The 20,820-nt window shown below is 41.3% G+C and carries 22 protein-coding genes and 1 tRNA gene; 14 read left to right on the top strand and 9 right to left on the bottom strand.

The annotated features are described in order from the left end of the window. Positions 1–370, top strand: a 370-nt coding sequence (locus tag H6G18_RS07300; RefSeq protein WP_190406425.1) for a transposase, incomplete at its 5' end; no start/stop codon positions are given. 19 nt (positions 371–389) lie between these two features. On the opposite strand, the gene pyrE is transcribed toward H6G18_RS07300, so the two are convergent. Continuing rightward, positions 390–1,010, bottom strand: a complete 621-nt coding sequence (gene pyrE / locus H6G18_RS07295; protein WP_190406424.1) for an orotate phosphoribosyltransferase — start codon at positions 1,008–1,010, stop codon at positions 390–392. A 101-nt stretch (positions 1,011–1,111) separates the two neighbouring features. Here pyrE and H6G18_RS07290 point away from each other — a divergent pair, with 101 nt between their 5' ends. Continuing rightward, entirely contained in the window at positions 1,112–1,546 is a 435-nt protein-coding gene (locus H6G18_RS07290; RefSeq protein ID WP_190406423.1) for a hypothetical protein, read from the top strand. A 64-nt stretch (positions 1,547–1,610) separates the two neighbouring features. On the opposite strand, the gene H6G18_RS07285 is transcribed toward H6G18_RS07290, so the two are convergent. Next, a tRNA-Ile gene (locus H6G18_RS07285) sits at positions 1,611–1,683 on the bottom strand. 204 nt (positions 1,684–1,887) lie between these two features. Here H6G18_RS07285 and H6G18_RS07280 point away from each other — a divergent pair. Together H6G18_RS07280 and H6G18_RS07275 are read left to right on the top strand one after the other, a co-directional pair. After that, positions 1,888–2,592: a hypothetical protein gene (locus tag H6G18_RS07280; protein ID WP_190406422.1), complete on the top strand. Its 705-nt coding sequence runs from the start codon at positions 1,888–1,890 to the stop codon at positions 2,590–2,592. A 102-nt stretch (positions 2,593–2,694) separates the two neighbouring features. Beyond that, the gene (locus H6G18_RS07275) at positions 2,695–4,044 is read left to right on the top strand and encodes a hemolysin family protein (protein ID WP_190406421.1); all 1,350 of its coding nucleotides are present in this window, start codon (positions 2,695–2,697) and stop codon (positions 4,042–4,044) included. Between the two features lie 16 nt (positions 4,045–4,060). Here the strand turns inward: H6G18_RS07275 and queC are convergent, their stop codons facing one another. Beyond that, a complete protein-coding gene (queC, locus tag H6G18_RS07270) occupies positions 4,061–4,735 on the bottom strand; it encodes a 7-cyano-7-deazaguanine synthase QueC (RefSeq protein ID WP_190406420.1) in 675 nt (224 codons plus the stop codon). A 578-nt stretch (positions 4,736–5,313) separates the two neighbouring features. Between queC and H6G18_RS07265 the strand changes: the two genes are divergently transcribed. The 7 genes from H6G18_RS07265 to H6G18_RS07235 all read left to right on the top strand — a co-directional run bounded on the left by H6G18_RS07265 (position 5,314) and on the right by H6G18_RS07235 (position 13,253). Beyond that, positions 5,314–6,390: a Gfo/Idh/MocA family oxidoreductase gene (locus H6G18_RS07265; protein WP_190406419.1), complete on the top strand. Its 1,077-nt coding sequence runs from the start codon at positions 5,314–5,316 to the stop codon at positions 6,388–6,390. 142 nt (positions 6,391–6,532) lie between these two features. Beyond that, positions 6,533–7,150, top strand: coding sequence for a DedA family protein (locus tag H6G18_RS07260; protein WP_190406418.1), 618 nt, complete (start codon positions 6,533–6,535; stop codon positions 7,148–7,150). Positions 7,151–7,394: 244 nt separating this feature from the next. Continuing rightward, positions 7,395–8,543 (top strand): ParM/StbA family protein, encoded by a 1,149-nt coding sequence (locus H6G18_RS07255; RefSeq protein ID WP_190406417.1) that lies wholly within the window; start codon positions 7,395–7,397, stop codon positions 8,541–8,543. A 5-nt stretch (positions 8,544–8,548) separates the two neighbouring features. Beyond that, the gene (locus H6G18_RS07250) at positions 8,549–9,046 is read left to right on the top strand and encodes a plasmid segregation centromere-binding protein ParR (RefSeq protein WP_190406416.1); all 498 of its coding nucleotides are present in this window, start codon (positions 8,549–8,551) and stop codon (positions 9,044–9,046) included. Positions 9,047–9,474: 428 nt separating this feature from the next. Continuing rightward, positions 9,475–10,911, top strand: coding sequence for a phosphoglucomutase/phosphomannomutase family protein (locus H6G18_RS07245; protein ID WP_190406415.1), 1,437 nt, complete (start codon positions 9,475–9,477; stop codon positions 10,909–10,911). A 73-nt stretch (positions 10,912–10,984) separates the two neighbouring features. Then, on the top strand, positions 10,985–11,566 hold the full coding sequence (gene rdgB, locus H6G18_RS07240) for an RdgB/HAM1 family non-canonical purine NTP pyrophosphatase (RefSeq protein WP_190406414.1): 582 nt from the start codon (positions 10,985–10,987) through the stop codon (positions 11,564–11,566). A gap of 514 nt (positions 11,567–12,080) precedes the next feature. After that, complete coding sequence (locus H6G18_RS07235) at positions 12,081–13,253, top strand: homospermidine biosynthesis protein (RefSeq protein WP_190406413.1); 1,173 nt, start codon at positions 12,081–12,083, stop codon at positions 13,251–13,253. Between the two features lie 79 nt (positions 13,254–13,332). Here the strand turns inward: H6G18_RS07235 and H6G18_RS07230 are convergent, their stop codons facing one another. From H6G18_RS07230 to H6G18_RS07215, 4 genes are all read right to left on the bottom strand, one after another. Next, complete coding sequence (locus tag H6G18_RS07230) at positions 13,333–13,692, bottom strand: VOC family protein (RefSeq protein WP_190406412.1); 360 nt, start codon at positions 13,690–13,692, stop codon at positions 13,333–13,335. A gap of 221 nt (positions 13,693–13,913) precedes the next feature. Next, entirely contained in the window at positions 13,914–14,882 is a 969-nt protein-coding gene (locus H6G18_RS07225; protein WP_190406411.1) for a PrsW family intramembrane metalloprotease, read from the bottom strand. Then, positions 14,875–15,795, bottom strand: a complete 921-nt coding sequence (locus tag H6G18_RS07220; protein ID WP_190406410.1) for a class I SAM-dependent methyltransferase — start codon at positions 15,793–15,795, stop codon at positions 14,875–14,877. Before H6G18_RS07220 ends, H6G18_RS07225 begins: the two co-directional genes overlap by 8 nt. A gap of 161 nt (positions 15,796–15,956) precedes the next feature. Further along, complete coding sequence (locus tag H6G18_RS07215) at positions 15,957–17,651, bottom strand: DUF3352 domain-containing protein (RefSeq protein ID WP_190406409.1); 1,695 nt, start codon at positions 17,649–17,651, stop codon at positions 15,957–15,959. A 581-nt stretch (positions 17,652–18,232) separates the two neighbouring features. Here H6G18_RS07215 and H6G18_RS07210 point away from each other — a divergent pair. The 3 genes from H6G18_RS07210 (at position 18,233) to H6G18_RS07200 (ending at position 19,480) form a co-directional block, all read left to right on the top strand. Beyond that, on the top strand, positions 18,233–18,532 hold the full coding sequence (locus H6G18_RS07210; protein ID WP_190406408.1) for an RNA recognition motif domain-containing protein: 300 nt from the start codon (positions 18,233–18,235) through the stop codon (positions 18,530–18,532). A 160-nt stretch (positions 18,533–18,692) separates the two neighbouring features. Further along, a complete protein-coding gene (locus tag H6G18_RS07205) occupies positions 18,693–18,998 on the top strand; it encodes a P-II family nitrogen regulator (RefSeq protein WP_190406407.1) in 306 nt (101 codons plus the stop codon). Between the two features lie 179 nt (positions 18,999–19,177). Beyond that, on the top strand, positions 19,178–19,480 hold the full coding sequence (locus H6G18_RS07200) for a hypothetical protein (RefSeq protein WP_190406406.1): 303 nt from the start codon (positions 19,178–19,180) through the stop codon (positions 19,478–19,480). A 148-nt stretch (positions 19,481–19,628) separates the two neighbouring features. Here H6G18_RS07200 and trxA read toward each other — a convergent pair whose 3' ends face one another. Together trxA and infC are read right to left on the bottom strand one after the other, a co-directional pair. Then, positions 19,629–19,955, bottom strand: coding sequence for a thioredoxin (trxA, locus tag H6G18_RS07195; protein WP_190406405.1), 327 nt, complete (start codon positions 19,953–19,955; stop codon positions 19,629–19,631). Positions 19,956–20,159: 204 nt separating this feature from the next. After that, complete coding sequence (gene infC, locus H6G18_RS07190) at positions 20,160–20,654, bottom strand: translation initiation factor IF-3 (RefSeq protein WP_190406404.1); 495 nt, start codon at positions 20,652–20,654, stop codon at positions 20,160–20,162. Between the last annotated feature and the right edge of the window lie 166 nt (positions 20,655–20,820).

Raw genomic sequence — 20,820 nt, 5'->3', positions numbered from 1 at the left:
ATTGTCATCTGAGAAAATAATTGACTACTACAAACTACGCTTTCAAATCGAGTTTAGCTTCCGTGATGCCAAGCAATTTTGGGGATTGGAAGACTTTATGAACCTCGGTCAAACTGCGGTGACTAATGCTGCTAATCTAGCATTCTTTATGGTTAATTTATCTCATCATCTTCTCGCTGATTTCCGCATCCTTAATCCTGAATCTGGCATTATTGACCTTAAGGCTCATTATCGTGGTTTTCGATATGTCCATGAAATCTTAAAAATGCTTCCAGAAATTCCTGAGCCTATTTTATTAAACCAGATTTTTGCCAAGCTTACTTCTTTAGGACGTATTCATCCCGTTTCTACGGGCGTTGAACCCTCGTAATTTGGCAAAGGTATTGTCGTTAACTACCCAATTCTTGATATCTTTCCTGAAGATTCTCAATCGTAAATACCGCTTCAAACTTCAAACCGACAGATTGGTAAAACTCAGCCCCCCCTTGTTGTCTATCTATTAGGGAAATTACTTCATTGACGACATAACCAGCCGCCCTGAGTCTATCAACCGCTTTCATCGCAGATTGTCCAGTAGTAACCACGTCTTCCAAAACTACTACTTTTGCACCTTCTGGTAAATTGGGGCCTTCAATATACGCTTTAGTTCCATGACCTTTAGCTTCTTTGCGAATAATCAAAGCTGGTATCGGGCAATTTTCATACGCAGAAACCACACTCACTGCTGTCACAATTGGATCAGCCCCTAATGTTAAACCAGCTACCGCTTGGGTATCTGATGGTATCAGAGATAAAAGAATGCGACCAATTGCCAAAGCGCCTTGGGGGTGCAGGGTCACCTGTTTGCCATTTATATAGTAAGAACTCGGTTGTCCAGAAGAGAGGACAAAATCACCCTCCTGATAAGCGAGTTGACAAAATAAATCCAGTAGTTTTTGGCGCAGGGTGGTGACATCGGCACTAGCTGCCCAAATATCTGACTGGGTAAGGGTTTCAGTAGAATACGTCATTACAAAACAGTAAAAGTTGTGCTACACCAAAGGTTGAACTCTTTGGAGTTCTAAAATTAAGCATAAGTTAAGATTTGCCCAAAAGTTGAGGAGTAAAAAAGATGGGTATAAAATTTCCACCCCTCAGTGGTTTATTAGTGCTGTTAGCTACAGCTATAGCTTTTCCGACGGTGGCGACAGCCGAATCAGTAGCCCCCAACTATGAAAGCACAAATGATGTATTTGAACGAGCTTATTTTCGTCACGATCGCAACTTTTATGAAAACACCACTCCCAAACGCCAGCTAGACTCGTTATTGGGTTCTGGTTCCGGTTTCCGCAATTCCTTTCCAGAAAATGAAATTGCCCGTGATGCCGAGTTAGTTAACACACTCTACCGGGATGTCCTCACCCAACAGTCTATGAATGACCCCTATCTTCGTACACCAGATTTACCTAACCCTTATGGTACATCTTTGCTTATGTCCCCTCGCATGAATGCCAATAAGTTGAGGACGGGGACAGAATTCCGGTTTGAAACTTCAGTGTCTCGATAATTCGTTAAATTTTATCATCAGTAGTCAAAAGTCAAACCTCTATTGACTTTTGACTAATTTTTAATCCAGGGTGCAGGAGTTGAACCTGCCTTGGGCGAATTATGAGTTCGCTGCCTCAACCGCTCGGCCAACCCTGGTCAAGTTTCAATTGTATCCTACAGTATAAGACTTGTATACCATCTAAAATAGATTATTAGATTTTTATACTACATAATTTAATTATGGAATAGTGGAGACTATGATTAGTTAAGTCATATCAAGGATTGATGTATACAGCTTCAACACTCTTCACATATGCCAGTTAATATAGACCAGCATTCTTCTGCAATAGCTTGTCAGCAATGAGAATAAATTCTACTGTACTTCTTACTTTGGTTTTGTTATTCCTAATGTTAGGCGCAGGCTCTGTGAGTGCGTTTTTAGGATTTGAGTTGGGAAGTTCCGCGCTCAAAGGCGTGACTACACCAGATGCTCGTCCCACAACAGGCAAGTTTGCCAGCAGTAAAGCAAATAGCTCGCAACCAAGCGCCGTAACCTTATTAAAAGAAGAAGAAATATTAAAAATTGTTAAGTCACGCATCGAAGGTAAGGCCAAAGCTGCTAAATCGGAAAAGCTAGATGAAGATGATGAGGATATCAACGGCAAAAAACAGAAGCCAGAAGTAAAACCCCAAGAAGTAGTACAGGAAAAACTCCAACCAGGGTTTCCTGTTAACGCTGAAAATCAAGGGGTATCGTTGGCGGTGCAATCAGCTCGTTACTCTGGTGGTGATTTACTCCTAAGAGTGAAAATGCAGAACAAAGGTGCTGATTCTGTGCGCTTTTTGTATAGCTTTTTGGATGTTACCGATGATAAAGGTAGAACTCTGAGTGCCAGTACAGAGGGTTTACCAGCAGATTTACCTGCAAATGGGCCAGCATTTACTGGTACAATCAGCATCCCCACAGCTTTATTAGATGATGTGAAAAAAGTCTCTCTCGCGCTTACAGATTATCCCGATCAAAAACTGAAGCTAGAGGTGTTGAATATTCCGGTAGATAAGTAGGGTTAAATCAATTCAAAATTCCAGAATTTCTGGGGATGGGAAGGGAGATTAGGGCAAAAATGTCCAATTCCCACAATTATAAGTGTTGTAATAACTTTGGCGGTGAATGGATTTCCTAATTTGAGCTTGACAGATGTAGGGCTGCGGTTGTTATCAGTGCTGCTGCTGATTGTGATCAATGCTTTTTTTGTAACAGCAGAGTTTTCCATAATGACAGTCAGGCGATCGCGTATTCATCAGCTAGTTCAATCTGGTGATATTCAGGCGATCGCTGTTGAGTCACTACAACGCAACATTGATCGAGTGTTATCAACAACCCAATTAGGTATTACCCTTTCTAGCTTGGCTGTGGGTTGGATTGGCGAAAGTTCGATTGCTGTAGTTATACGTTGGTGGGTCAAATCCTGGCCATTACCAACAAATGTCAATAATTTTGTTGCTCATTCTCTATCAATTTCCATTGCCTTTTTCTTAATTGCCTATCTGCAAATCGTTTTAGGAGAACTGTGTCCTAAATCAGTCGCCATGCTGTACCCAGAACAACTAGCTCGTTTTTTGGGGCCTTCAGTAAAAGCGATCGTCCGTTTTTTTCGTCCCTTTATCTGGATTCTCAACCAATCCACCAGTTACCTGCTGCGACTATTTGGCGTTGAGTACACTGGTCAAAGTTGGCGACCACCAGTCACACCAGAAGAGTTACAGTTAATTATCTCTACAGAGAGGGAATCTACTGGTTTACAAATGGCAGAGAGAGAACTGCTAAATAACATCTTTGAGTTTGGGGAAGTGACAGCCCAAGATGTGATGATTCCCCGCAATGGAATTATCGCCTTACCCAAAGATGCCACTTTCCAAATCCTGCTTGAACAAATGACAGTAACTGGACACTCTCGTTATCCCGTCATCGGCGAATCTTTAGATGATATTCGGGGTATCGTTTATTTTAGAGATTTAGCCAAACCCTTAGCAGTTGGTAAGCTATCTCCAGAAACACAAATTCAACCTTGGATGCGTCCGGCGCGATTTGTCCCAGAACATACACCCTTAAGTGAACTATTGCCAATGATGCAGCAAGAAAAGCCAGCAATGGTCATTGTGGTGGATGAATTTGGCGGTACTGTAGGGCTAGTGACAATCCAAGATGTGATTGCAGAAATTATTGGTAACGCAGGCGAACCCTCAACTAGCGAAGACTTATTGATTCAGATGCTAGACCAGGAGACCTTTTTAGTGCAAGCCCAGGTGAATTTAGAAGACCTAAACGAAGTCTTACATCTCAATCTGCCCTTAACAAGACAATATCAAACCCTGGCTGGTTTCTTGCTTTATCAATTGCAGAAAATGCCCATAAAAGGTGAAACGTTTTGCTATGAAAATATCGAATTCACCGTAGTCTCAGTAGACGGGCCAAGGCTGCATCAGATTCAACTACGGCGCTTGAGTGCAACTTAGACACAAGTCATACCATCTAAGCATAGGGAAGTGGGTCTTCTAAGCCTAATTCCGCAAAAGCTGCTAGGCGCAAGCGGCAAGAATCACAGACACCACAGGCTACCTCAGCGCCTGCATAACATGACCAAGTTAGATCCCAGGGAACGCCTAATTGGTTGCCTAGTTGGATGATTTCGGTTTTTTTCAAATTAATCAAGGGGGCCACGATGTTAATCGGTTGTCCCTCTCGTCCTTGTTTGGTTCCTAAGCGGAAAACTTCTTGCATTGCCTCGATATAATCAGGGCGACAGTCAGGATATCCTGAATAATCTAAGGCGTTGACTCCAATGTAAACTCGTTGTGCAGCGATCGCTTCAGCATAAGCCAAAGCAAAACTCAAAAAAATTGTATTCCGTGCTGGTACGTAGGTAATAGGAATATTTTGTGACATTTCCTCCAAGGAACGTTCTTGGGGTAAATCAATCTTTTCGTCTGTTAATGCTGAACCACCCCATAGTCGTAAGTCAAAATTGACAACCTGATGTTGGACTATTCCTGCTGTTTGTGCCACCAGAAAAGCTGACTGCAACTCTCGTCGATGTCGCTGCTGGTAATCAAAGGAAATAGAATAACACTCACAACCATCCGCTTTGGCTTGGTACAGAATTGTGGAAGAGTCTAATCCGCCAGATAATAAAATTACAGCCTTCATTTCAGTTCTAATTTTTGGATAGTTAATCACCAAATCACTCTTCTAGCAACAACTAGACACCCACTGGCAAAAGCCCATCAAAATGGCATAAAAATTTATTTCCCCTACTCCTTACTCTCTACTTACCACTTGCTATTCTCAAGACAATTATTATGCAAAAATTATCCGAGTAAATCTGTTGTGGCAATTTCACATAAATATTTTTTTATTTGTTCATCTCCGTGTATTATTTATATTAATTAGTGATTTTACTAACAATAAAATTATTAATCCCGCATCTAGTTATTTTGATTACCTAGCAGACTTTCGAGCATAGTTATTTAAGTATTGGCGGTTATTTATGAGTAAATAGTAATACATAGCTTATCTTGGATAAAGCCCAGAAAACCGAGAAATTTAGTAATGTCTATACAAAAGACAGCTAGATTACGGGAACTGATTACAAACTTTGAAATTCTTCATAAACAAGCCCTCTATGTTACCATCTGGATGGTTTTAGACGGATCATAACTGGCTGTTCAGTATAAACGCCAACGGCCATAGCGTCTCTAAATTTGGTGGTTGAGGAGAGAACAATAGTGCAAAATAGCATGTCAGTGGCAGAACCAAATTCATATACACAGCGCAATCAGCCACGACCGATTCGCATAGGCGTAATCGGCGTAGGTAACATGGGACAACATCATGCCCGTGTCTTGAGTTCAATGAAAGATGTTGAACTAGTTGGAGTGGCAGATATCAATGTCGAACGAGGCTTAGAAACCGCCAGTAAATACAAGGTGCGTTTTTTTGAAGACTACTGTGACCTGCTTCCTCATGTGGAAGCTGTGTGCGTAGCCGTTCCCACTCGCTTACACTATGCTGTAGGCATCAACTGTCTGTTAGCGGGAATTCACGTTTTAATTGAAAAACCAATCGCTGCTAGCATTTCAGAAGCGGAATCCCTCGTCAACGCTGCCGCCGAGTCTCAATGTATCCTCCAAGTAGGTCATATTGAGCGCTTCAACCCAGCCTTTCGAGAACTGAGCAAAGTACTGAAAACGGAAGAAGTTCTCGCACTAGAAGCTCACCGCATGAGTCCTTACTCAGACAGAGCCAATGATGTTTCTGTGGTGCTGGATTTAATGATCCATGACATTGATTTGCTGTTAGAATTGGCTGCTTCACCAGTAACAAAGTTAACTGCCAGTGGGACTCGCTCTTTAGATTCCGGTTATTTGGATTACGTGACTGCTACCTTAGGGTTTGCCAATGGAATTGTGGCAACTCTAACCGCTAGTAAAGTCACTCACCGAAAAATCCGTCGCATTGTTTCCCACTGTAAAAACTCCTTTACTGAAGCAGATTTTCTCAAAAATGAAATTTTGATTCATCGCCAAACCTCTGCTAGCGCACTGACTGACCATCGCCATTACAGACAAGATGGCTTGATTGAGAAAGTTTACACCACTAACATTCAACCACTGAGTGCAGAACTTGAGCATTTTGTCAACTGCGTACACGGTGGTAATCAACCCTCAGTAGGTGGTGAACAGGCGCTCAAAGCCCTCAGATTAGCAAGTTTAATTGAACAGATGGCTTTGGAAGAACGGGTATGGAACCCGTTAGACTGGCAATCTGAATCGAGAGTGCAATCACTGACTCCAAGCGTCTAAAAGAAGCCACGGAGCAGAGGAACCGGGGAGCAGGGGGTAATACTTAATACAAGTATTTACCCTCTGCTTTTTTAATTTTATTCAGTAAGAGAGAATTATTAATTTTCGTTAAAAATAGAATTAAACAACACAGTGTTCAAAAATGTCATCCGACTGGATAAAAAATATTATCGAATCCCTTGGCTATTGGGGAATTGCTCTACTGATGTTTGTAGAAAATCTTTTTCCGCCAATTCCTTCAGAATTAATCATGCCATTGGCAGGCTATACAGCAAATCTGCCAGACTCAAAGCTAAATATCGTGGGTGTTTTTGTTGCCGGACTTTTGGGTTCTGCAATTGGCGCACTTATCTGGTATTATCCAGGGAAGTTTTTGGGTGAAAGGCGTTTACGAGATTTAGCGGATAGATATGGCAAGTGGATTAATGTATCTAGCAAAGATATCAGCAAAGCCAAGTTTTGGTTTGATTCTCAAGGTAACAAGGCTGTTTTAATTGGTCGTCTGATTCCGGGTGTTCGGACTTTAATTTCCGTACCCGCAGGGATTAGCAATATGCCTTTGTTACCGTTTTTGTTTTATACAACTTTAGGTAGCGCCGCTTGGGTTGGTTTGCTAACATACTCAGGATATCTTTTAGGTAGTCAGTATGAACTTGTGGATAAGTACCTTGCCCCTGTATCCAAAATTGTACTAGGGACTTTGGTTCTGGTATTTGTAGTCTGGGTACTCAAACGTAAGCGTAGAAACACCAGATTTTGAAACAAAGTTCTTTTTTCTTTACAACTGGGGGTTACATCTGGTAAAAATTCGCCTACACTATGCCAAAATAATGCTGAATTTGCGTTGGCAAAGCCCACCGAAAGGTATCGCCTAAATTTTACTAAAATTTTAAAATTTGGCGTATTTGTAGCTACACTTGACGGAACTAAGAATTTCTGGTATCCCCCATGTTTGTACAACGGGCATGATAACTTTTTACAGGTAAGTAAGCACGAGGATTTTTATGACAGACCAACCTTCCGCCGCTACCCCAATGAATGCTGCTGCCATCCCTCTAAACAGAGTGTCAGCATCTACCCCAATCAATTCTGCTCCAGTTAACAAACCAAGCAATGGTTCGAGCAAATCCATTCTCAGTGTTGACTTAGGCAGAACTTCCACAAAAACCTGTGTTAGCCGCGAACCCAATAACGTTGTGTTCGTACCCGCCAACGTCAAGCAAATGTCCATAGAACAAGTACGCGGCGGCGTTTTTGAAGCCCGTGCTACTGACCCATTAATGGATTTGTGGTTGGAGTATCAAGGCAAAGGCTATGCCGTTGGTCAATTAGCAGCAGACTTTGGGGCTAATTTGGGAGTCGGTCAATCTAAAGTAGAGGATGCACTAATAAAAGTACTGGCAAGTGCTGGCTACTTCAAACTCAAAGACGAAATTTCTGTAGTACTTGGTCTACCTTTTCTCTCGTTAGAGCAATTTGAACGGGAAAAAGCACAACTAACAAGCCAAGTCACAGGACCTCATGTTCTCAATTTCCGAGGCGAAGCTGTATCGTTAAATATCACCAAGGTTTGGGTAATGCCAGAAGGCTACGGTAGTCTCCTCTGGTCAGAAGCTCAACCCAAAAAAGGCGGTACTAGCCCCGATTTTACAAAAATCTCCACGGCAATTGTCGATATTGGCCATCAGACCATCGATTTATTGATGGTGGATAACTTCCGCTTTGCACGAGGTGCTTCTAAGAGTGAAGATTTCGGCATGAATAAGTTCTATGAACTAGTAGCTGCTGAAATTGAGGGTGCAGATAGTCAGTCTTTAGCATTAATTTCTGCTGTCAACAAACCCAAAGGCGAACGCTATTATCGTCCGAAAGGCGCAAGCAAACCAACTAACTTGGATGACTCTCTGCCTAACTTGATAGAGCAATTTTCACGGGAAATTTGCAGTCGAGTGTTGGCTTGGCTGCCAGAACGTGTCACCGACGTGATTATCACTGGTGGTGGCGGTGAATTCTTCTGGGAAGATGTGCAACGTCTACTCAAAGAAGCCAAGATTAATGCCCACTTAGCTGCTCCTTCTAGACAAGCGAACGCCTTGGGGCAGTATATTTATGGAGAGGCCCAATTATCTTCCAATCGTGCTGCTAGGGCTTAAAACGAATGTTCCAATGGTCAAAAAAAGTAGTTAAATCGGTTACGTTCAACCCAGAGGTTGCTGATGAAAGCTTGTTAGCGGTTGTAGAAAACTATCTAGAAAAACAGCCGGATAAGACTTTCAGCGATCTCTGTAAAGAAGCTTTATGGCAAGCTTTATGCGTACCGGAATCTGTCAAACCTGCTCTTAGAACAGCTGCAACAGAGTCGGTTGAACAAAAAATCGGTGAACTGCAACGTCAAGTGTCTGACCTTGAGGAACGTTTTTTTGCCAAGGAATCTAATCGCTTGGAAGCATTGGAGCGCCAGATTTTGCAATTGACGCAACAACTGGCGCATCTCGCAATTATGGTGACAGAGCGACCTGTGGTATACTCTGCGCCCCCATCAGCGCCAGCGTCAGCAGTAGAAGTAGTCAACCCTACTCCTACTTATGTTGTTGAACCACCTGAAGAGGTTGACCCCGTTATTAGTCGTTTAAGTCAATATCTTGATGATTTTTAACGAATAGCCATAATTGTGAGAAATTTATACTCTTAACTATTAGTCCTTAATAGAATTACTATTAAGGCTTATTAATATTTTTCTTGGATCTGATACTTGTATCATAAATTTTTCGTTGAGGCTGTCATTAGTCAAGCTCTCCTAGCTCCTGCCCCTGAGCGAAGAAAAAAAATACAACCTCCTAAGTTTATTTATGGGGATTGTAATTTACGCCTGATGTGAATTAGCAACGCCTCTTATCCCACAAGAGTTTCAAGACTCACTCAAAATCACAGTTTTGTGAATACGTACAGAATTACAAGGGTTTCAAGACTCATTCACATTAAACGTAATTTTGAATTTTGAATTCCCTGAAGGGGCTGCCTCTTTTGTTACTTGGGTGACTGTACAAATGCTAGAATCCTCATGTGTAGACTGAGGATAATCTGATGCCAGTTATAGCTAGCTCTATCAAGTTTGGTACAGACGGCTGGCGGGGTGTGATTGGTGATGAGTTCACCTTTGAACGCCTAGCTTTAGTCGCGCCAGTTGCAGCAAAAGTATTATATGATACCTATTACTCGACAGTGGGTAGCCGGACAATTATCGTTGGTTACGATCGCCGATTTATGGCAGAAGATTTTGCTCGTGCTGTCGCCAATGCTGTGACGGCTGTTGGGTTTGATGTTTTACTTAGTGAAAGCTATGCACCAACCCCAGCCTTTAGTTGGGCTGCAAAGCAACTGAATGCTTTGGGGGCGCTAGTGATTACCGCCAGTCATAATCCAGGCGCATATTTAGGACTAAAAGTTAAAGGTTATTTTGGTGGCTCTGTATCGCCAGAAGTCACAAAAAATATAGAAGCATTATTATCACAAGGGGTACCACCCGCCGCTACTCCTGGCAAATTAGAAAATTTTGACCCTTGGCCTAGTTATACTCAGGGTTTAGAAGGTAAAGTTGATATCGCCAAAATTCGCGGGGCGATCGCCTCTGGTAAACTCACAGTATTTGCTGATGTCATGCACGGTGCAGCAGCAACAGGTTTGGGGCGATTATTAGGTGAACGGGTTCAAGAAATCAATAGTAACCGCGATCCATTATTTGGTGGTGGTGCGCCGGAACCTTTGCCAAAATACCTTTCTCTGCTATTTGAAACTATCCGTAATCACCGAGAAACGAATCAGTCAAGTTTATCTGTAGGGTTAGTATTTGATGGTGATTGCGATCGCATCGCCGCCGTAGATGGAAATGCTAACTTTTTGAGTTCTCAAATCTTAATCCCCATATTAATTGACCACCTGACCCAAAGACGTAACTTTACAGGCGAAATCGTCAAAACTGTCAGTGGTTCTGATTTAATTCCCAAAGTAGCAGCGCTACATAACTTGTCATTACATGAAACAGCAGTTGGTTATAAATATATAGCTGACAGAATGTTAGCGGCCCCAGTGTTGTTAGGTGGCGAAGAATCGGGGGGAATTGGTTACGGTAGTCATATACCAGAACGGGATGCCTTGTTATCAGCATTGTATGTCTTAGAGGCGATCGTAGAATCTGGGCTAGATTTAAGTGAGTATTACCACCAATTGCAAGAGCAAACAGGCTTTACCTCTGCTTATGATCGCATCGATTTACCCCTAGCCAGCATGGATGTCAGAGCGCGACTTTTGCAACAACTACAAAGCCAACCCCTAACCGAAATCGCAGGTAAAGCAGTAATTGACTGTAACACCATCGACGGCTATAAATTCCGCCTAGCCGATCATAGCTGGTTAATGATTCGCTTCAGTGGCACAGAACCAGTTTTACGCCTCTACTGTGAAGCCGCCACCCTCGAACAAGTCCATCAAACCCTCGCTTGGGCGAAACACTGGGCAGAGTGAAATTTAGTCCAAAGTCAATAGTCCATAGTTAAACACTGATGACTGTTGACTAATCACCAATGACTAATAACAAATGACAAAACTCCTCGTAGTAGCTACAAGTAATCCGGGTAAGTTGCGAGAAATGCAAGCTTACCTCGCAAATACCAACTGGGAATTAACTCTGAAGCCGGAAGAATTAGAAGTTGAAGAAACAGGCGATACCTTTGCGGCTAATGCTTGTCTCAAAGCCTCAGAAGTTGCCAAGGCTACAGGTAACTGGGCGATCGCTGATGACTCTGGTTTACAAGTCGATGCCCTGAATGGTGTTCCTGGGGTATATTCTGCCCGTTATGGTACAACCGACTCAGAACGCATCTCTAGGTTACTGAATGAATTAGGTAGCGAAGTTAACCGACAAGCGCAGTTTGTGTGTGTAGTGGCGATCGCCTCTCCTGATGGAGCGATCGCACTACAAGCAGAAGGTATTTGTCGTGGCGAAATTCTCCATGCACCCCGTGGTAATGGCGGTTTTGGCTACGATCCAATTTTTTATGTTCCAGAAAAGCAATTAACTTTTGCACAGATGACACCAGAGTTGAAGAAATCAGTCAGCCATCGGGGTCAAGCTTTTGCAGCTTTACTTCCTCAACTGGCAAACAGTACTGAGTGCTGAGTAAAAATAAAATTACTGTAGTAGTGCAACAATACTAAAATAACGTGTGCCTTCCTTGGAGACTCACGTTATTTTGATTTAATCAAAACTTGCTAGTTGTTTCTCAACCCAATTAATATCGAAAACAGTTTGATATATCCGGTTATATACTTTTAACTTACCATGCTGTTTACTAACCAGTTGTCCAAACCTAATGCAGACATAGCACAATGACCAGAAGTGAGGGATAACCGGACTTGTTTTAAGACAACGATGATAAATAACAAGGGATTAGTGACATAGTGCTAGTTTGGTAAATTTGACCAATGATTTGATAACCAGCAATTGTCACCATTTTATGGTTTCCCAAGGGAATGTGTCTGCAAAAATTTTTACATCATTCTAACTCGCCAGAGCAAGTAGTTTTCGTAGTTTGAGACAAAGCACCTACAATTCTTACAGTTAAGTGATGTGAGAAATTGCTGAAACATAGTTAACATTAGATTCGGCGTGTTTACTATTTAGGGGTCTCAACATGGCAAAACATTTGGGTAAGAGAATTGCACCTATACCGATGTCAACTGATATCAATGTGGTGGATTTGATTGATAATTATTTTACCGCCTACAACTCAGCTCGTTTGCGGGAAGTCTGTCAACTATTGGCTCGTGATGTGTTAAAAGATGGTGTCACCGTGGGGGTGAGCCTTTCCGGTGCGATGACACCGGCTGGTTTTGGGGTATCTGCACTTGCACCCCTAATTCGCAACGGTTTTATTGACTGGATGATTAGTACTGGTGCAAATCTTTACCATGATATGCACTACGGTTTGGGTTTTGAGTTGTTTGCAGGGAACCCGTTTTTAGATGATGTCAAGTTGCGTCAAGAAGGGACTATCAGAATCTATGACATTATCTTTGGCTACGATGTCTTGTTAGAAACCGACGCATTTATCCGTAAGATTTTGCAAGCAGAACCGTTTCAAAAGCGGATGGGAACTGCTGAATTTCATCATCTTTTGGGCAAATATGTCAGGGAAGTGGAAAAGCAATTGGGAGTGAAAAATTCTTGTTTGCTAGCGACAGCTTACGAGTATGGTGTACCTATTTACACATCTTCTCCTGGTGACAGTTCCATTGGGATGAATGTAGCAGCTTTGGCGTTAGAAGGTTCCCAGTTGATACTAGATCCATCAATTGATGTGAATGAAACAGCAGCGATCGCCTACAATGCTAGAGAAGGAGAAGGTAGAAGTGCAGCTGTAATTCTTGGTGGTGGTAGTCCCAAGAACTTTTTACTACAAACTCAACCGCAAATTCACGAAGTTCTAGGATTAGAAGAACGGGGACATGATTTCTTTGTTCAGTTCACCGATGCGCGTCCTGATACTGGTGGCTTGTCTGGGGCAACACCATCAGAGGCTGTAAGTTGGGGTAAGATTGACCCAGAGGAATTACCCAGCACCATTGTTTGTTATACAGATAGCACGATCGCTCTACCTTTGGTAACAGCTTATGTTCTCAATCAGTGTCCACCCCGTCCTGTAAAACGGTTATATGACAGGCGCGAAGAATTATACGATAAACTCCGCACAGACTACCTAGCAACGAAGAATCAACCAGTAGATCAGATTCCGGCTGCTGTAGCTGAAGATGCTTCCCAAGGCGCAGCAACTTATCCTTGTGGTAGGTTGATTCCGAATACGTAGTCAAAAAAGAGATGATGTAGAGACGTAGCAATGCTGCGTCTCTACCAAGGGTGTTGGGCTTTTGTGTACCCCAACTTCATCAAGAGAATTCAACATATTCAATAATTGTGCCATCAGGATGTATAGCCTGCATATTCATCCCAGTGAGAACTTGCTCCGGTTCCGTCATAATTACTGCGCCTTGTTCAGTCAGTAATTCCCGAAAATCATTGAGTGAGTCAACTAAGAAAGTAGCCTGAGTATTCTTAAATGGAGAGAGTACTTCAGCCGAACCAGCGATTAAAAGTACAGAACCAACACCAGCTAGTTCCAATCCTGTTTCCGAGTATTGAAACCATAGCCAACATTTTTCTGTAAACAGATTTTCATAGAACGCGATCGCATCATCTAATTCTGTAGGATTCAAATAAACTCTGGTGAGTACTTTAATAATTTGCATTCCAACTGGACTGTGAGGTAGCTATGATATTTACTGTATTCCGCAAATCAACGAGAGGCTAGAAAAAAGAGATTTTTATGCTCTTGTTGTCTGCTTTTGCTTGTGAGCTTCTAGATTTTAAATACTTTGTATTGATACTTACCTACGAAAACTCCGCAAATGTCAAATGTGACTGACAGGTAAAAAAATATCTAACCACAAAAGTAATTTTCCCCGGAAAATTAAAGATAGCGATCGCTATCTTTATAGCTTAAATATAAATAAATTAACCAAGCGAGAATTCCGAAAACAAAATTAGCTAAAAATCGACTAACTATAAACCCAAAAATATCAGGCGAAAAAATCTGTGATGGACTTAAAGGACTCAGAAGTCTAGCTAAAAGAAAAATCCCAAAAATAGCATTACCACCCAACATGAGGGCAAATAACACTAAACCTCTTTGCCAGTAACGATGCTGAGATGTACGACCAGATATTAAATTAAGAGGACGCTGGCCTCGCACTCTCCGCAACAACTGTTCCATACGCCAAAACATCCACACAAATAAGGGAAATAAGCCATAACTGAGAAAACGTAGAGGCGGTGAGTAACGCCAAGCACTAGAAAGGACATTTACAAGAGCGTGAAAGATAACAGAATTAATCCCAGCCCGAACAAATAAATTCTTGTAATGATTTAATCGCTCATGAGCATGAAGGTATCTCCCTAGAGCATATCCCCAAGGCGCAGAGAACATAGCGTGTACTGGTGTACCGATACTTCTATCAAAAACCGTTGCTGTACCGTGATAAAGATAAATCCAATTCTCTTCTGCTGTGAATCCCAAAGCAGCCGCTATGGTAAACAGGAAAACACTACTAGAAGGTAAACGATAGCGACGTTGAAAATAATAATTGGGGACAACCACACCCAATAACTTGCAACCTTCCTCAATAGGGCCAATTTCTATCAGTTGTCGCAAAGCAATTCCCAGCAGGGAACGCTGCATTCTTTGCCAGTTTACAACCCAGTTAGCTACAGTATCAAACACATATTCTAAGCCGAGGGCAACAAAACCAGATACTGCCCCAACCAGAAATAACCACAACAATAAGGATAAAGGCGGGGCTAGGGGTACACGATAATAGTAGTACCCCAGAAATATTAATGGTGGAATCGCTGCCCACAATAGCAGTAACAAATCAGTCACGCACTTGAGCGATAACAGTGCGATGACGAGGGCTATTTTTGGTGATTGTGGGAGTTTGGAAACCAGCCTCTACTAAAGCTTGTTCAATATCTAAAGCAAAATATTGATCCAAATAAGGCTCAGTACTTTTGAGCAACGTCAAAATGTAGGGCGGCATTTTTTTGTAAGCTTCCGATTGGGGATTCATGTCCATGATAGATATGTGACCACCGGGACGCAATACACGCCGCACCTCTGCAAAAATCTTGCGGGTGGCTGATTCGGGTAATTCATGGCAAATCAAAAACAGGGAAACTAAATCAAAAGCCCCGTTTGGTAATCCTGTAGACTCAGCTGAGGCGTGAACCCAATTAATTTGAGCTTGATTCTGTTGGGCGCGATATTTAGCCACAGCTAAAAAATAGGGAGACAAATCTAAGCCTGTAACTTTAGCGTGGGGATAGAGTTCTTGTAGGGTAAATGTACTCAGTCCGATGCTACAACCCAAGTCGAGGATGTCTTGCGGTGGCTGGGAAATTTGTACTTTCACTATGTCGTGGTAACTTTGGCGCAGTTTCCCATCACCTTGCACCCCAGCATCCTGCCAAATTCCTGCATGGACAGTAAGAGCAGCAACTTCTAGTTCAAAAGCTGCTTGCCAACTTAGGTCTCCTTCATCATAGCCGTGGAAGGAAGTCAGATAGTAGTCTGGGTAGGTGATTTGTGGATTTTGTACTTGAGCTAAGTCTTGTGTCCAATCACGCGCCTCTAGTGTCTTGACTTCCTTTCTCCAAGGTACGCCAATTCTCTCAGCCCGCTTAATCATCATTTGCCGAGCTTGGTGTTTGGCGAGGTTAGCTAAAGGCTTAATTGCCAGGATCCCATTTACCAAGCGAGAAGCTAAACCAGGAGGATTGTTTACAGCAGCAGTCATAAGTTAATTTGCATTGAACAGCCTTTTTTACTTATGACATATTTGCTGACTAATTCGTAACAGTGTCAGTGGTCAATTGTCCGTTGTCAGTTGTTTTTTTGTAAGGATGAAGTTTTTAATCAAACTTTTGACTTCCGCAAAGCGGTACTAGTCCCTAAGCGTTACTTTGCAGCACTAGGTTTGAGAGCTAACAACATCTCTACTTGGCTCAAAGATTTATCGGGGCTATTAGCAGTGATACTCAACCCACGAATGGAACTGATCACCGCGTTAGCTTCTGGGGGAATGGGTTGCTGGGTCTGAGCTGCAAAACGATTAACTAAGGTCATGGTTCTATCCATATCTAGATAGAAGTAACCGCCGTTGGGTTTTTGTAAAGAACCTGCGATCGCTTTAAAATTATCGCTGTTCTCTAGGGTTTGATTTTTGTTGTTTGCCAAACTTTCCGCAACAGGGCCACCGACCGCGAGAAATACTGTATCTTGGTCTAACCAACCGTGAGCGAATAAAGCTCCTTGTTGGGGGATTTGCCATTCAGTAATGTCTTTACCACCAATGTTTCTTTTGGTGATGTTGATTTGTTGGGTTTTGGCGAGGGTATCCAATTTAGTCAAGGTGGCTTCTGCGGTTTTGCGATCGCTTGTATCAAATACCCAAGCCCCACCAAAACCTATACTAGCCAATACACCTTGGTTAGATGGAATAGCACCAAAGGCAAATTCTTGATCCATCCACCCAAAAATTTCTTTATCTAGGTCGAGATTAACTAATTTCATTTGTCCCCGAACCTGTTCCAGGGCTTGCTTAAATTCTGGATATTCTTGTGATTGTTCCACAACTGCTGACCAAGTACGACTGATTCCCTGTCCACTGATGAGTGCAAAAGTTTCCGATGGGAATTGTCCTAAGATTTTCGATTGTGTGCTTTGATATGGGAATTTATTCAGTTGGGGATCTAAATTAGCGATCGCCTTCAATCTTACCCCTGCATCATCAACTCCCACACCCGCAACCATTGATTTTACTTGTTCGAGTTGTTTTAATGTCTGCGGATTTACCTGATTTCCTTGGGGACTTGCAGCCACCAGTTGTCTCACCATCCCCGGATAATCGGGAATGTAGATTTGGGCTAGAGAATTTTTTACATCCACACCCTTGCTGAGAATACTGCTAGCACCTTCTTTACTGGCAAAGGATGATTGACCTTTATAAGTATCTATCGCTTTTTCTACAGAGTTTTTTTCTGGAGAAAACACTAAATAACTATTATTTAAAACAGCACTGTATGTTGTTTGCCCAGTTTGGGGTTTTGTTTGTGTAATTTTTTCACCTTTATAATCAACTTCTTGGGATGTGACACCTTTTTGTCCTTTTAATTTGTTAGCAAAATTTAAGGCGCTCAGTCTATCTTTAATCCCAACTACCATTAAAACTTGTGGTTCTTGCCGTAGAGCGATCGGTGAATTGGCTCCAGGTGTAGGTGCTTGAAATTGGGCAGGTTTGGCTGCATTTGGCGGTAGCACAGCCAACATCACACCACCAACCCAAGGTTTGATATCTTTTTCATAAGAAATGTTGCCATCTTTCAACATTTGCTGATTAAAATCTTCCAAACCTTTGGTAACTAACTTTTGTGCTTCAGGTGTACCAAATTGCTGTAGCTTTTCCCAGGCTTGCTGATCAGTAGTGATATAAGTAGCCATTAATGCTGTCGAAGGCACTAGTTTAGCACTGCCTAAAGCACCTGAGCTATCCCCAGAAGGCCCTTTGAGATACATATAGGCGGCTAAACTTCCCACTACAACTACAGCCGCACCAACAACAGGAATTAAAAGTTTTGACTTAGTTTCAGGCATTATTTATTCCTCTTTTGCTTAAATTTTCCACAAGGGTAGTAAAAAAGTCACTGTAGACTTGACGGAATTATTCCCAATTTGTACGCATTTCTTAGAATTTATCTGTAAAAATTCGCAATTTTCCGACGATCAGTAGAAAGATACTCCAAAAAATACTTCAAAAGCATCAAGAGCGAATCCGTAAATGAGGATGAAAAGAAGAACAGACCAGCATGGGAGGAAATTTTGCAAGCTGCCAAATCATCTCGCAAATATACATCACTGAAACAAGAACTAAAGACCCTTTAAACAGCCATAACTGTTTTGAATTTTGGATTGTTCATGTTACTACTTACTTATAAAGTTAAGATAGAATTAACAAAAAGTTTCGTACTTACGTAGTTATAAATTGCTCTCATAACTTTATGTAACGGTTTATGTAACTCCCCCCAGATATTTGGTTGCTATGTCATACTAGGAGGTGAGAGTTAATTCGGTGGACCGCGTTTGTTTTTAGTATTGACGGGCTTTTTCCTTTTGGTATTTACAGACTTTTCTCCGAAACCTAAATCTCTACGTACCTATGATTTCGGAGACAATCTATGTCAGTTTATGTAGGCAATCTTTCTTACGACGTTACAGAAGATAGTTTGAATGCAGTTTTTGCAGAATATGGTTCTGTAAAGCGTGTCCAGCTACCTACCGACCGTGAAACAGGCCGGATGCGTGGCTTTGGTTTTGTGGAAATGGGTTCAGATGCTGAAGAAACAGCAGCTATTGATGCACTTGATGGTGCTGAATGGATGGGACGTGACCTCAAAGTTAACAAGGCTAAGCCTAAAGAAGACAGAGGTTCTTTTGGTGGTAATCGGGGAAGCTACGGCGGACGTAACCGCTACTAAGCCTTATTTAGCACCTTAAGCTAATCCATTAATTACAGCACATTCATTGCATTTAGTACTGGCTCAGGCAGAAATGCTTGAGCCTTTTTAATACAAAGCTTGGACTGGGTAGTAAAAAAATCAGCTTTTTAAGCTAAAAATTATTCTTGTGGAGTTATCTATGTCAAACCCAGCAAGTCCCGTTGAGGCTGCTGTTTTAATCACCATCATTGGTGAAACGGTTTTAAAAGACCGTATTGTGAAGCTGCTCAAAAGCCATAATGTAAGCGGCTACACCATTAGTCAAGTACAAGGTGAGGGAGGTCACGGAAGAAGATTGTCAGACTTGGCAGGTTACAATACTAATATTGAAATCAAGACGATAGTTTCATTAGAAGCATCTGATGCGATCCTTTTGGGGCTGAAAGAAGAGCAGGGTAAGCACGCCTTAATTGCCTTCCGACATAATATAGAAGCTTTCTATTGATTAACTTTTTTTTACTTGGGTAGTTCTGATAGATATTTTGTAACGACAAGTGTTATGAAGTGCCAAGTAGCTGAAAATTTGATATGACTAAGTTTAATCTAAGGTAACTAAAAGTGTCATACTTAGTAGTATCAAAAGATAATGTTTGTCCTAATAATACGTTTCGACGTGTATAAAGTATGGAAACTACTTCAACAATAATTCCAGCATTTGAAAAATTATTTAGACAAAAATTACAACTAAATAATTGTAAGCTTAAAAAGAAAAAACAAGAGAATAATTATGAAATTATTACTCCTGCCAAAGATATTTTCTTAATGTATTGGTGTGAATTTCCCGAAGTTAAGTTGGTATATCAGCCTGTAGGAGTACGCACAAAGCAAACTATAGTTTATGAGCAGGCTATCCGCTCTCATATTAATTTCTGCGTGAGTAGTATTCAAGAAAGCATGATGATTACTGCCAACAACACTCAACAATAGCTATGGCAGACACTGCGTCTTACGCCATAGAGCTATCATTTAACCAGAATAATCCCTAAGTTTTTATTTACCCGTTTTAAGTAATACATGGAAAATCTTATGTGTCCATGTATTACTTTTTCTATAATTATAAATTACCAAAAAATAGCTAAAGAAGCTTCTCAACAGCAGTGCTGAACTGCTCATAAGGAGAAAGTCCTACAATTTTCTCTGCCAACTCACCATCTTTAAAAATTAACACGGCTGGAATACTCCGAAGCCCAAATTTTTTGAATAGTGGTTTGTTGTTGTCCACATCTACCTTAACAACCTTAACTCGACTTTTGTATTCATCGGCAAGTTGATCCATTAAGGGACTGACAAGACGACATGGACCACACCAAGTAGCAGTAAAGTCAACAACAACAACCTTCTCTTCGCTTAAAAGAATATCAAATTCATTTTCCTGAACGTAAGCAACTGTATCAGTAGACATTATTTTATTTTCCAGAATTAAACTAAAATTTTAGTAAACAGATGATGATAAAACTATACTTGGTTTTGTGTTGTGAAATTTATTTATTTGGCACGCAAAAATAATTAAAAACTACTTACAAGTTTTCTAATTGTAAATAAATATACGTTGATGAATTAATTAAGTAGTTAGCGCTCTAAACAAAGTCTAGAGCGCTAAAAGTATTTAAGCAGGCATAATTTGAACAATCAGTGAGCGTTTATCAAGCGACTGGACTTTACCTACTTGACCTAAATCAGTCACAATGCGCTCTAGCATTTGTCCTGCTTGCTCTCGATATTGATGTTCTCGACCTCGCAAACGAATAGCAAACTTAACTGAATCACCTTTACTCAACCACTGAAGCGCTTGCTCAATACGTAAATTATAATCAGCAGCACCGACATTAGGACGGAATCGGACTTCTTTTACAGTTGGTCTAGCACTCTGTCCTTGACGTTTTTTCTTTTGATATTGAAGCTTGCCATAGTTAAGGATCTTCGCTACTGGAGTGTCTTTGCTTTGGGAGACTATAACTAGGTCAAGTTCTAAGCTCTGTGCTAATTGTAAAGCTTCATTGGTGTCGATTAGACCACGATTGTTATTTTCGTGATCAATCAAGAAGACCTGAGGTGACTTAATTTGTGAATTAATCAACTGTTTTTGGACTACGATAATCATTTCCTCCTAATTTTTCAATACTTTGCTTTGCAAGTATTACTAAGGTAACACAGTACTATCTATTTGTTTACTATGAATTATTACTTCATCATTTCCTTGGATTGATTGACCAAAAGGTTCATTGTCAAAAAGGTAAAATGACTTACGTTTTTGTCAAGTATTCATT

The organism is Anabaena subtropica FACHB-260 (genome assembly GCF_014697105.1).
Lineage (GTDB): Bacteria > Cyanobacteriota > Cyanobacteriia > Cyanobacteriales > Nostocaceae > Trichormus > Trichormus subtropicus.
This window is presented reverse-complemented; position numbering and strand designations above follow the sequence as displayed.